At 46.0% G+C, this 12478-nt stretch carries 11 protein-coding genes; 3 read left to right on the forward strand and 8 right to left on the reverse strand.

Going from position 1 to position 12478, the window contains the following annotated elements:
* Positions 1-457: 457 nt before the first annotated feature.
* The 6 genes from fre to trxA all read right to left on the reverse strand — a co-directional run bounded on the left by fre (position 458) and on the right by trxA (position 6277).
* Entirely contained in the window at positions 458-1171 is a 714-nt protein-coding gene (gene fre / locus R7Q47_RS20670) for an NAD(P)H-flavin reductase (protein WP_005382872.1), read from the reverse strand.
* A gap of 14 nt (positions 1172-1185) precedes the next feature.
* A complete protein-coding gene (locus R7Q47_RS20675; RefSeq protein ID WP_009696789.1) occupies positions 1186-1455 on the reverse strand; it encodes a 2Fe-2S iron-sulfur cluster-binding protein in 270 nt (89 codons plus the stop codon).
* Positions 1452-3305, reverse strand: a complete 1854-nt coding sequence (gene ubiD / locus R7Q47_RS20680; RefSeq protein WP_318089356.1) for a 4-hydroxy-3-polyprenylbenzoate decarboxylase — start codon at positions 3303-3305, stop codon at positions 1452-1454. Before ubiD ends, R7Q47_RS20675 begins: the two co-directional genes overlap by 4 nt.
* A 91-nt stretch (positions 3306-3396) precedes the next feature.
* Positions 3397-4389 carry a hypothetical protein gene (locus R7Q47_RS20685; RefSeq protein WP_005378756.1) on the reverse strand — a complete coding sequence of 331 codons (993 nt, stop codon included), beginning with the start codon at positions 4387-4389 and terminating at the stop codon, positions 3397-3399.
* 105 nt (positions 4390-4494) lie between these two features.
* Positions 4495-5754, reverse strand: a complete 1260-nt coding sequence (gene rho / locus R7Q47_RS20690) for a transcription termination factor Rho (protein ID WP_005378757.1) — start codon at positions 5752-5754, stop codon at positions 4495-4497.
* A 196-nt stretch (positions 5755-5950) separates the two neighbouring features.
* On the reverse strand, positions 5951-6277 hold the full coding sequence (gene trxA / locus R7Q47_RS20695; RefSeq protein ID WP_004745500.1) for a thioredoxin TrxA: 327 nt from the start codon (positions 6275-6277) through the stop codon (positions 5951-5953).
* 111 nt (positions 6278-6388) lie between these two features.
* Between trxA and rhlB the strand changes: the two genes are divergently transcribed.
* From rhlB to R7Q47_RS20710, 3 genes are all read left to right on the forward strand, one after another.
* Positions 6389-7705 carry an ATP-dependent RNA helicase RhlB gene (gene rhlB, locus R7Q47_RS20700; RefSeq protein ID WP_262652254.1) on the forward strand — a complete coding sequence of 439 codons (1317 nt, stop codon included), beginning with the start codon at positions 6389-6391 and terminating at the stop codon, positions 7703-7705.
* A gap of 17 nt (positions 7706-7722) precedes the next feature.
* Entirely contained in the window at positions 7723-9216 is a 1494-nt protein-coding gene (gppA, locus tag R7Q47_RS20705; RefSeq protein WP_318089357.1) for a guanosine-5'-triphosphate,3'-diphosphate diphosphatase, read from the forward strand.
* 172 nt (positions 9217-9388) lie between these two features.
* On the forward strand, positions 9389-11032 hold the full coding sequence (locus R7Q47_RS20710; protein ID WP_248487123.1) for a sugar nucleotide-binding protein: 1644 nt from the start codon (positions 9389-9391) through the stop codon (positions 11030-11032).
* 222 nt (positions 11033-11254) lie between these two features.
* Here the strand turns inward: R7Q47_RS20710 and R7Q47_RS20715 are convergent, their stop codons facing one another.
* Positions 11255-11929, reverse strand: a complete 675-nt coding sequence (locus R7Q47_RS20715; protein ID WP_248487125.1) for a 7-cyano-7-deazaguanine/7-aminomethyl-7-deazaguanine transporter — start codon at positions 11927-11929, stop codon at positions 11255-11257.
* Positions 11930-12163: 234 nt separating this feature from the next.
* Positions 12164-12469 (reverse strand): DUF3630 family protein, encoded by a 306-nt coding sequence (locus R7Q47_RS20720; RefSeq protein WP_005378772.1) that lies wholly within the window; start codon positions 12467-12469, stop codon positions 12164-12166.
* Positions 12470-12478: the final 9 nt, after the last annotated feature.

The raw sequence follows: 12478 nt of genomic DNA on the forward strand, positions 1-12478 counted from the left end.
CTCAATGAATACTGAACATTACATAAGTAATGTTTGAATTGACTGTGCTGAATCCGAAGATTCAATGGTCACTTCGTATCATTGAAACCTAATTTGATACCGAGGTATCTAATTGGATTATCATCAACGAGTGCCCACACAGATTGATAGGTCTATATTGTTAAAGAACTTGCTTTGCGAGAAGTTTTTCTCTCAAAGCGGAGGTGCATTCTAGCGATTTAATTGACAGTGTCAAACACTTTTTCAATTTTATTTTCGTAGAAGCTTTTTACCTCTCCGACTCTGCTGAAGCCTTATCGCGTCTGCCGTGTCGGTGGATGCGCATTATAGGGAACTCAGATCCGTTCGCAACCCTTTTTTGAAAAAAAATGGAAAAAAATGACTGTTCGATGACTATTTCATCAAAAAAGCAAAAAAGAGGGTAAAAAACCCTCTTTTTCTGCCTTAAAAGCCGTATTTAAATGAATGCGTACGCGTCTGCGAACATACGTTCGCTCTTCGCTTTCTTGTTCTGAGTGAACTGTTCACGTGCTGCGCCAGCCATTTCAAAACGACCTGCAATATAGATATCGTAGTTTTCTAAGCTTTCGAAATCTTCAGCTACAGCTTGTAGCACGTTACCAACTTTACCTTGCCAGTCTGCAGGAGCTTCTTCTACTACTGGCACAAAGTGAACATTGGCAAACTTGTCGGCAATCTCGACCAGTTCGTCTTTAGCATAAAGCTGGCAGTTATCGCGCGCCCCCCAATATAAATAGATAGGATTGGTTTTATTCTGCGCTACGCAGTGATCCAGAATCGAGCGAACGTAACTGAAGCCTGTACCACCAGCAATTAATAATAATGGGCGTTCGCTTTCTTCTTGAACCCAAGCATCGCCATGTGGCGCATCAATTTCAATCTGACCATCAGTTTCAAGCGCCGCTTGCATTGCTTCGACAACTTCTTGTGCATAAGCGTTGTGTTCCGCCGCACCGATGTGCAGTTCAAGTTCACCTTCATGACGACAAGGGCTGCTTGCGATAGAGAAAGGACGTTTGTCTTTTTCACCCATCACCACCATTAGGTACTGACCCGCTTTAAAAGGCACTGGTGATTCTGGGTGAAGAAGGATTTGGTAAGTATTACAAGCTAACGGCTGAATAGACTTTACTTTACATTGGATGGTCATGGTGTTCCTCTCGCTTACTCGTCAAAAGTAAGCACTAAATTACTTTCTGTATAGGCTTGGCAAGGGAATATCCAACCTTGCTGTTGCTCTTTTTCGGTTAGCATCGGTTCGAGGTGATAGCTCACCTCGCCCGTTAGCTTTTTACACATGCACATGGCGCAAGCGCCAACTTGGCAACGGTGCGGGAAGCGAATATTGTTGTTGAGCGCAGCTTCCAACACCGTCTCCCCTTCTTTTACTTGGAACGTAACGTCCATTGGTAGAAGGTGGACTTGATGACTCATAGAATACCTAACTGGTCCCAAATCTCATCGACTTTAGCCACAAGTTTAGGATCTTTTTTGATAGGCGTGCCCCACTCGCGCGTGACTTCAGATTCGAACTTGTTGGTCGCATCCAGTCCTAATTTGGATGAACTCTCAGTCTTACCAAGCACTTGAATCGTGTCTCTATCTGGGTCCATTCGAGTTGTCACCGCCCAAATGATGTCATTCCAATCTCGTGCATTAACGTCATCGTCGCACAAAATGATGAATTTGTTATCCGTGTACTGAGCAAAGAAGCCCCATAGATATTCCATCAATTCTTGGGATTGACCAGCTTGGTCTTTCTTCATAGTCACGACAGCAAATTGGTTGTTTGCTGTAACTGGAAGATAGACGTCAACAATCTCAGGGCGTTGCTGTTTCAACTCATTTAGTTCTGCTTCGGTAATCGCTTTGCTGTCTCGCTCAGTGACCTCGGTTCGCGTCGCCAGCTCGGCATCCCATTTAATGGTCGCATCCAAGCCCATTTTGGAGCCAAGCCCAACCACTGGTGAAGCAAAGTCGAGCGAGTCGATTGGCGTGTTATCTATCATCAAGGTATCACGTACAGGATCCATATGCTCTGACATGGCTTTCACGACATCATTCCAATCTCGTGCGTTTACCGATTCATCGCACACAATAACAAACTTGGTATACATGAATTGACGTAAGAAAGACCACACGCCCATCATTACGCGCTTGGCATGTCCTGGGTACTGCTTCTTCATGGTGACGACGGCCATTCGGTACGAACAACCTTCTGGCGGAAGATAGAAGTCTTCAACCTCTGGGAATTGCTTTTGCAGAATAGGCACAAACACTTCGTTTAATGCCACACCCAATACAGCTGGTTCATCTGGCGGACGACCTGTGTAGGTGCTGTGATAAATAGGGTCTTTACGCATAGTAATGTGCGTAATAGTAAATACGTGGTGCTTTTCTTTTTCGTTATAGTAGCCAGTGTGGTCACCGTAAGGACCTTCATCAGCAAACTCGTTCGGGTCGATATAGCCTTCCATCACGATTTCCGCGCTCGCTGGCACTTCCAAATCGTTGCTGACTGACTTCACGACTTCCGTTTTGCTTCCACGTAGCAAACCTGCAAATGCGTATTCCGATAGCGTATCTGGCACTGGTGTTACTGCGCCAAGAATGGTTGCTGGGTCTGCACCAAACGCGACCGAAACTGGGAAAGGTTTACCTGGGTTGGTTTCCATCCAATCGCGCAGATCAAGCGCACCACCACGATGGGCTAACCAACGCATGATGATTTTGTTCTTGGCAATTTTCTGCTGACGGTAAATGCCTAGGTTCTGACGTTTCTTATTTGGACCTTTGGTTACGGTTAAGCCCCAAGTAAGCAGCGGCGCTACATCTTCTGCCCAGCAGCTCATTACCGGAATTTTATCCAAGTCGACTTCATCACCTTGCCAAACAATGTCTTGGCATGGTGCTTTACGTAAACGCTTAGCCGGCATGTTCAATACTTGTTTGAGCACAGGCAGTTTTTCTAAAGCGTCTTTGAAGCCTTTTGGTGGCTCAGGTTCTTTTAAATAAGCCAGCAGCTTACCGACTTCTCTTAATTCTTTAACATCTTCACGTCCCATACCGATTGCGACACGCTCTGGTGTACCAAACAGGTTAGTCAAAACAGGTACGTCGTAGCCGATTGGGTTCTCAAACAACAGCGCAGGTCCACCAGCACGCAAGGTGCGGTCGCTGATTTCTGTCATTTCATAAGCGGGATCGACAGGGTGAGTGATGCGTTTAAGTCGACCTTTCTGTTCTAGGTGGTCGATAAATTCGCGTAAATCCTTAAAACTCATAGGCCTTCATGCTGGCTGATTAAACTGTCCGCAGTATAACAAATAGGAGGACGCTAAGATCCTCCTATTTTGTGTGGGTATGTGAGCCAGATTACTTTAATACTTGTTCAATCTGCCGAGTCTTTATCTGATGGTTCGAAGATACTAACTCTTCCAACCAGGTTTGATGCCCTTGTTGAGCAAGCTCTCGAGCAACCATGGTTGCTTCTTCTGATAACGCCATTTTTCTAACTAGAAACTGCTTTACTTGCGGAGATAGAGGGTTAGATTTTGTAAGTAGACTAATCGCTTCTGGCTTGAGTGATGGGTTAACTGTGGCATTCATCAATTGCTGAATGGAAAAAACGTCTCCAACCGCAGCTAAACGCTCAAGTTCGGACTGGCTGTTGTAATCAGCTTTCATCCGCCAGAGTAAGTTGTACACTTCCTCATCCTGACTAACTTGTGCCAACCTGACTATCACGGCCGTCGATGGTAACCAACTAGTCACATTTGCTTTGGTTAACTGGGCCGTTAATGCAGCAAGCGCATTGGGTGATAAGCTGTCTAACTCTCGAATCAAAAGCGCTTCACGTGCTTGAGCTTGTTGAGATGGCCCTGTAAGCCATTGCTTTAAGTTAAGCTCTCTTCGTTCAGCTTGTAAGACAAAGTCCAAGGTACTTTGGTCTTGTTTCCAACGCTTAATCAAGCGACTCGCAATAACGGGAAAGTTAAAAGCGGGTACACTAAATTCATACCCATCACCTCGCTCTAACACTTGATAAGTCGGGGTCATACGGATCTGGGACTCAACAAACAGAGCCATTCGAGGCGTGAGAATCACATCTTGCTTTTCAAGCTTTTCCAATAATTGAAAGCGCACCACCTCTTGTTGAGGCAAAGCAAGTCTATCAAGGGCGAATTTAAGCGAGTCGACTTCATCTCTGACAGCGTAATCAAGCAGTTCAGAGACTTTAGTCTGTATTTGAGTATCCTGAAGCCACTGCTCTACTACAGACTCATGCATTTCCTTGGCAGATAATGTCGCAGGTAGAGTGATAAGTGACAAGCTCAGGAGTAATGACGACAACATTCCTTGTTGCATGTTAACCTCCCGATAACATTTCCTTCATTCTGATACTTCTATCGGGAGAAAGCAATAAAAAAGCCACCGATATACGGTGGCTTTTCGCAGAATGACTATTTGAGACTATTGACGACGCATCGCATCGAAGAACTCATCGTTGGTCTTCGTCATCGCTAGCTTGTCGATTAGGAATTCCATTGCGTCGATTTCGCCCATTGGGTGAACAATCTTACGCAGAATCCACATCTTCTGTAGTTCGTCGGTCTTCGTCAGTAGCTCTTCTCGACGTGTACCTGAGCGGTTGAAGTCAATCGCTGGGAATACACGCTTCTCAGCAATCTTACGGTTCAAGTGCAGTTCCATGTTACCTGTACCCTTGAACTCTTCGTAGATAACTTCATCCATTTTAGAACCAGTATCTACTAGTGCCGTTGCGATGATAGTTAGGCTGCCGCCTTCTTCTACGTTACGTGCAGCACCGAAGAAACGCTTAGGACGATGTAATGCGTTTGCATCCACACCACCTGTTAGTACTTTACCTGATGAAGGCACTACGGTGTTGTAAGCACGAGCTAGACGAGTGATAGAGTCAAGCAAGATAACCACGTCTTTCTTATGTTCAACAAGACGTTTTGCTTTCTCGATTACCATTTCCGCTACTTGTACGTGACGAGATGCTGGCTCATCGAAAGTCGACGCAACCACTTCACCTTTAACTAGGCGCTGCATCTCAGTTACTTCTTCTGGACGTTCGTCGATAAGAAGAACCATCAACTCACACTCTGGGTGGTTGTACGCGATGCTTTGCGCGATGTTTTGCAGAAGCATTGTTTTACCCGCTTTAGGCGGAGCAACAATCAGACCACGTTGACCTTTACCGATTGGCGATGCCAAGTCTAAAACACGTGCTGTAATGTCTTCTGTTGAACCGTTACCACGCTCCATCACCATGCGCTCATTCGCATGTAGAGGGGTAAGGTTTTCAAATAGGATCTTGTTACGGGCGTTGTCTGGTTTATCGTCGTTAACGGTATTGACTTTTAGAAGGGCAAAATAACGTTCACCGTCTTTTGGTGGACGAATTTTACCAGCGATAGAGTCACCAGTACGTAGGTTAAAGCGACGAATCTGACTTGGTGATACGTAGATATCGTCCGGACCCGCAAGGTATGAACTATCTGCACTGCGTAGGAAACCAAAGCCGTCTTGCAGAATTTCCAGAACCCCATCGCCAAAGATGTCTTCGCCGCCTTTCGCGTGCGCTTTTAAAATCGCGAAGATGATGTCTTGTTTTCTTAAGCGAGCTAGGTTCTCTAATCCTAAGCTTTCGCCCAGTTTTACAAGGTCAGACACAGGTCTGTTCTTCAGTTCGGTAAGGTTCATGGTGGTGGATTCTTGTTTAGTCAAAATAAGATCTGTTTTCTAGTTAAGATGGATTTGGTCTCAGGATCGACCAAGAAGAGAAATTTGTTCAATTAACGCGCGATAAGTTAGCACTAATTAGTATTCTAGTCCAGAGTTAGAAAAACAAAACCGTGCATTGTAACTTTGCACGGTTTTATCTGTAATCACTTGGTGATTATAAGTTTGCGTCTAGGAACTCTTTCAGTTGAGTTTTAGACAGAGCACCTACTTTCGTTGCCGCTACGTTACCATCTTTAAATAGTAATAGCGTTGGAATGCCGCGAATACCAAACTTAGGTGGTGTACCTGCGTTATGGTCGATGTTTAGTTTACCGATAGTGAGTTTGCCTTCGTACTCGTCTGCGATTTCGTCCAAAATAGGAGCGATCATTTTACAAGGACCACACCATTCTGCCCAAAAATCCACTAGAACCGGGCCTGCAGCGTTGATTACATCGTTTTCAAAACCGTCATCAGTTAGCTGCAAAATCTTATCACTCATCTTCCACTCCAATGTGTTTTTCGAAACTGGTTGGATGATAACCAGTAATTAGATGCCCTATTGGAATGTATTTACTTTCGTATTGCAAGCTTTAGCTGATATTCTATAGCCATGAAAAAGACGCATATCACAGAGCAAAAGTTCGCCGATTTGGGCTTAAAGCCCCAAGTTATTGAAGGATTGGACAAAAAAGGGTTCGAATTTTGTACCCCTATCCAAGCCTTGGCGTTGCCGGTCCTGCTCACCGGCCAAGACATCGCAGGCCAGGCCCAAACGGGTACTGGTAAAACGCTCGCGTTTCTTACTGCTACGTTCAACCACCTTCTGACGACTCCGGAACATGAAGGTCGTAAGCCTACACAGCCACGCGCAATTATTATGGCGCCTACACGTGAGCTCGCTATTCAGATTTACAATGATGCAGAATCATTAACTGAAAGCACAGGTCTAAAAACCGCTCTAGCTTACGGTGGTGAAAGCTACGACAAGCAACTTGCGAAACTGCAAGACGGCGTAGATATTCTGATCGGAACAACAGGCCGTATCATCGATTTCTACAAACAGCGCGTATTTAACCTCAACAACATTCAAGCTGTTGTTCTGGACGAAGCCGACCGCATGTTCGATCTTGGCTTTATTAAAGACATTCGCTTCTTGTTCCGTCGTATGCCTGAGCCAAAAGAGCGTTTGAACATGCTGTTCTCAGCAACGCTGTCTTACCGCGTTCAAGAACTGGCATTCGAACACATGAATACTCCTGAGCATGTCGTTGTCGAACCAGAACAAAAAACTGGCCACCGTATCCAGGAAGAGCTTTTCTATCCTTCGAATGAAGACAAAATGGCGCTGCTTCAAACACTAATTGAAGAAGAGTGGCCAGATCGCGCTATCATTTTTGCCAATACCAAGCATAAGTGTGAATCGGTTTGGGGTCATTTGGCTGCCGATGGACACCGTGTAGGCCTTCTTACTGGCGATGTACCGCAGAAGAAGCGTGAGAAGATTCTTGAGCAATTCACCAAAGGTGATGTCGACATCCTAGTTGCAACTGACGTTGCAGCGCGTGGCCTGCATATTCCTCAGGTAACGCACGTTTTCAACTACGACCTTCCTGACGACTGTGAAGATTATGTTCACCGTATTGGCCGTACTGGTCGCGCTGGTGCGAGCGGTCATTCGATCAGTTTTGCTTGTGAAGAGTACGCGGTTAACCTACCAGCAATCGAAGAATACATTGAGCATACAATCCCAGTTTCAGAGTACGATTCGTCGGCACTGATTCAAGATCTACCGGCTCCGATTCGTATGCGTGCACCACGCAACCAACAGCGCCGCACGAATACTGGCGGTACCCGTTCTGGTAACCGTAAGCCGCAGGGACGTCGTCCACGCCAACCGCGTCAATCGGCACCAAAACAATCGTCATAGGAAACTGAGTTCGTTTTATGAGTCAAGCAGGATCATCACCGCTATATGCCGCCATCGACCTCGGGTCGAACAGTTTTCACATGCTCGTTGTGCGTCACATCGATGGCAGCGTTCAAACAATGGCTAAAATTAAGCGCAAAGTTCGTCTAGCAGCGGGCTTAGATGAACATAATTCTCTTAGTATGGAAGCTATGCAGCGAGGATGGGACTGCTTAAGTCTATTTGCGGAACGCTTGCAGGACATTTCTAAACAAAACATTCGCATCGTCGGTACTGCAACATTACGTACCGCGACCAATGTAGATGTGTTTTTAGAAAAGGCTAACCAAATTCTAGGCCACCCTATCGAAGTGATTACTGGTGAAGAAGAAGCAGCCACTATCTATAAAGGTGTCGCTCACACCTCTGGCGGTAGTGGTCGTCGCCTTGTAGTCGATATCGGTGGAGCAAGTACCGAACTGATTATCGGTGAAGGTTTCGAAGCCAAAGCACTGACCAGCTTAAAAATGGGCTGCGTGACTTGGCTTGAAAACTTCTTTAAAGATCGTCAATTGAATGCTCGTAACTTTGACGCGGCAATTGAAGGGGCGAAACAGACCATCCAGCCGATTTTAGAACGTTATACAGAAATTGGTTGGGATGTGTGTGTTGGTGCATCAGGCACTGTTCAGGCATTGCAAGAGATAATGCTGGCGCAAGGCATGGACGAAGTAATCACTCACTCCAAACTTAAGCGTTTGCAAAAGCAGGCAATGCTTGCTGATCACTTGGAAGAGCTCGATATTGAAGGCTTAACACTTGAGCGCGCATTAGTGTTCCCTAGTGGCCTCTCTATTTTGATTGCCGTTTTTGAATTGCTTGAAATCGATGCTATGACACTGGCTGGCGGCGCACTACGCGAAGGCTTAGTGTATGAGATGGTTGAAGAGCTTCGTCAAGAAGACATTCGTGCCCGCACTATCGCTAGCGTACAAAATCGCTATCAGCTCGATCACCAATACGGCGAACAAGTCGCTACTCTGGCACACACGCTTTTACAGCAAGCTGGGGGCGATGAGTGGATTACAGAGCCTCAGGGCAAGATATTACTCGAGACCGCCGCAAAACTGCATGAAATTGGCTTAACTATCGATTTCAAAAAAGGCGGAGAGCATAGTGCTTACTTGCTACAGAATTTGGATCTGCCTGGTTACACGCGCGCACAGAAGTTCTTTATTGGTGAAGTGGCTCGTCGCTATCGCGAACAGCTCACTTCTTTACCTGAGCAGCATGCATTATCAGGCTCAAGTGCCAAACGAGTATTGAGACTGTTGCGTCTTGCGGTTCTACTCAGCCATCGTCGCAATCCTGATCTAGAGCCAAATGTGACTCTAACGGTTGAAGGCGACAATCTAACGTTACACATTGATGCGCAATGGCTAGAGAAAAACCCACTGACTGCAGCTGAGTTGGAAATTGAATCCAACCGTCAGACAGACATCGGCTGGCCATTAAATATCGTAGCAAAATAAGCGAATATCACTGCCTTACAATACTAAAGCCCAGGCGTTCGCTTGGGCTTTTTTGCATCTACTTCCCCTACAAAACGTGCTGCCCAGCAAAAATCTCAGCTTCTCCGCTCTACATCGAAAAACAGCCATGCTTTATTGATAAACACAATTTAGCCAACCAAGATGCACCATCATGAAAACCGTTTTAATGACTGGCTTAACTGGCACCCTCGCCCCAAAAGTCGCTCATCAGTTTCACCTACGCGGCTGGAACATATTGGAGTGGAACCACCACCAGATCTCACCAGATGATCCAGAGCAAAGTGAGCAATTTTGGCAGCAGCACCACATTGATGCGGTGTGCCATATGGCGATGGGGAGTGAAGCGTGGGCAGCGTGGCTTGGTGAGCACTGCAAACAGCGCAACATTCCTTACCTCTTTGTCAGCACAGCAATGGTATTTGATGCCACAAAAAATGGGCCTTATGGCATCTTTGAAGAAAGAAACACCCAAGATGACTACGGCAAATACAAAGTTCGTTGTGAAGATGCAATCTGGCAAGCAAACCCGGATGCGATGATTGCTCGAATCGGTTGGCAACTCCATCATCAAGCAGAAGGCAATAACATGTTGGCGCATCTCGACCGCCAACATGAAGAGAACGGCGTTATTACCGCTAGCACGGCTTGGTATCCAGCGACTTCTCATATGGACGATACTGCACTCGCCTTTTTGCAGCTTATTGAGCGGAACGAAGCCGGGTTATATCACCTTGATAGCAATTTAAAGGATAAGTGGAATTTCTACGAACTCGTTTGTGCACTCAAGCAGCACTACAACAAGCCATGGCAAGTGCTGCCAAGCAGTGACTATCACCATGACCAACGTCTAACCGATGAACGAATTGCCTTGCCGCCATTGAGTGAACGTTTCAACAAGCCAGAGCAAATCCAACAAGCTGGCATCATAGGAATCAACTGGGGACGGACACACATTCCCCACTATCGAAACAATGATGTATCGGTCACGACGTTATGCGCCAACCAAATAGAACCTCTTCAACAAGCGTGCAGTGAAGAAGCAATCCCAAAGGCAGAAACGAACATCAGTGCACTCAAGCAACTTGATGTAGTGACCATCGCGACACCTGCGCATACTCATGCAGAGATAATTAAGAAGTTAGGTTCAACCAAGCTAATTTGTGAAAAGCCATTGGTGGGATTGAATTCCGACATCACTCACTGGCAGCAAGCGAACGCCAACCTATTGGTTAATTACGCCTTTGCTCAGCTAGAGACCGCCAAGACGATAGAGAAATGGCTCACCTCGCAAACCCAACCTTGTGTGGTCAATCTAATCACCCAAGTTAACCTACCGGGCACCTTCACACTCAAAGAGTGGTTTCTTGAAACAGCTAGCCACCCTATCTCTTGGTTGCTGCACTGCTTTGGAGACTACTCTCAGTCAACACTGACTGAGAAAAACGGCCAACTGATCGTTGAGCTGCAATGTGGCGACCACCAGCTAAGATTTGTATTTGAATTAACAGGTGAGCCGGGCATCGAGCACAATCTAACGATTCAATCCAACCAGACCTTAACTAGCAAAGGCTACTACCGTGTCGGCGAAAAATGGCGTTTCGAGCCTATTCTCGTTAATGGCAACGCGATAAACGATGGGGAGTACAGCGAGTCTGATTGCTGGCAGGACGCCAATCAACGCAGTGTCGGTTTGATGTTGGCGATGTTCAATCAAAGCATCAGCTGGGATAACGGCCTGCAACTTGGCGCCTTCGATGCGCAAAAAGCCATTTTGATTGAAAAGATGCTCTGTTAGCCATTTCACCAGCGAGCTTCCTCTACGTGCCGTACCTTCGATTAAAAGGTCTCACTCGGGACCTTTTTTACTGCTCATTTTTACCTTCGTACAGCTCAGGGAGCTTTTGGACACCCATGATCTAATTGCTCCCCACGCTGTACAAAACCCTCTAAACCCAAGTAAACAAGCACAAAAAAGCCGCTTGATTTGAGCAAGCGGCTTTCGGGGTTCCCACTGATATTAAGACTGAACGCTTGTCGTCACCTTAAAGTCAAGGTTCACCGCAGTCAGCTTCTTAATTAGGTAATTCAGTAATACGCCGTACATCGGAACGAACAAACCAAGACTGATAATCAGTTTGAAGCCGTAATCCACCAGCGCGATTTCCGTCCAATGCTCTGCCATAAATGGATCTGGGCTTTGATAGAACGCAATGGCGAAGAAAGCGATGGTATCAAGTGCATTACCGAAAAGCGTTGAACACGTTGGTGCCACCCACCATTGCTTCATTTGACGTAGGCGGTTGAACACGTGCACATCCATGATCTGACCAAGTAGGTACGCCATGAAGCTAGCAATCGCGATACGAGCAACGAATAAGTTAAATTCCCCTAGGTGACCAAAACCTTGGAATTGACCTTCGAAGAACACCACCGATAAGAAGTAAGACACTGCCAAAGCAGGCAACATCACTAAGAAGATGATCTTACGCGCCAACTGAGCACCGAAAATACGCACAGTTAAGTCAGTCGCTAGGAATATAAATGGGAAAGTGAATGCGCCCCAAGTGGTATGGAAACCGAAAATAGTAAACGGTAGCTGAACTAGGTAATTGCTAGATGCAATAATGACTAGGTGGAATAGAACCAGATAGATAAGGGCGTTGCGCTGCTGCGCAGGGGTAAAGTTACTCATGCGATACCTTTTTAGTTTGGTTTGGGGGTGAGGGAACCCAAATCGAGTCACTGAATAAAGTGGCTCTTACCAACAATGTAAAATGAAAAATAAACTGGCTTGGCTCATTCTGAGCGAAGCGGTGGGCGATTATACATTAACCACTTTTCGCCGCAAGTCGTCTGTTTTACGCAAACGTTTAAGCATAAAAAAGGGTGTTTCATGTGAAACACCCTTTCAAGAAAAATTCTATTTTTAGAAGCCGCGCTGGAACAATCCTGCAAGATAATCCAACTCTTCCCTGCTCTCTTCAATCGCTAACGCTTCAAACCAAATCGCTTCGCTGTAATGCTCTGCTTTCATAAACAGTCGGCAACCTTCAAAGTCGATCAGCCAAGAGTGAATATCCGCATCCCATTGTTTTTCAACCACAGTAGCAGAAAGCAAGCCGACTAAACGCTCACCTAAAGCAGGAAAGCTATCAAGGTCAAAGCTCGGCGCAGTAATGATTAAGCGACCTTCTTGTGCCATGTAGTCCGCTAAGCCAAATTCCTTTTGCATCTTGGTTCC

Source organism: Vibrio sp. Vb0349 (assembly GCF_033338975.1).

Coding starts and splice junctions, on each gene's coding strand:
- fre (WP_005382872.1), bottom strand. CDS start 1,171: ATGACCATCCAATGTAAAGTAAAGTCTATTCAGCCGTTAGCTTGTAAT.
- R7Q47_RS20675 (WP_009696789.1), bottom strand. CDS start 1,455: ATGAGTCATCAAGTCCACCTTCTACCAATGGACGTTACGTTCCAAGTA.
- ubiD (WP_318089356.1), bottom strand. CDS start 3,305: ATGAGTTTTAAGGATTTACGCGAATTTATCGACCACCTAGAACAGAAA.
- R7Q47_RS20685 (WP_005378756.1), bottom strand. CDS start 4,389: ATGCAACAAGGAATGTTGTCGTCATTACTCCTGAGCTTGTCACTTATC.
- rho (WP_005378757.1), bottom strand. CDS start 5,754: ATGAACCTTACCGAACTGAAGAACAGACCTGTGTCTGACCTTGTAAAA.
- trxA (WP_004745500.1), bottom strand. CDS start 6,277: ATGAGTGATAAGATTTTGCAGCTAACTGATGACGGTTTTGAAAACGAT.
- rhlB (WP_262652254.1), top strand. CDS start 6,389: ATGAAAAAGACGCATATCACAGAGCAAAAGTTCGCCGATTTGGGCTTA.
- gppA (WP_318089357.1), top strand. CDS start 7,723: ATGAGTCAAGCAGGATCATCACCGCTATATGCCGCCATCGACCTCGGG.
- R7Q47_RS20710 (WP_248487123.1), top strand. CDS start 9,389: ATGAAAACCGTTTTAATGACTGGCTTAACTGGCACCCTCGCCCCAAAA.
- R7Q47_RS20715 (WP_248487125.1), bottom strand. CDS start 11,929: ATGAGTAACTTTACCCCTGCGCAGCAGCGCAACGCCCTTATCTATCTG.
- R7Q47_RS20720 (WP_005378772.1), bottom strand. CDS start 12,469: ATGCAAAAGGAATTTGGCTTAGCGGACTACATGGCACAAGAAGGTCGC.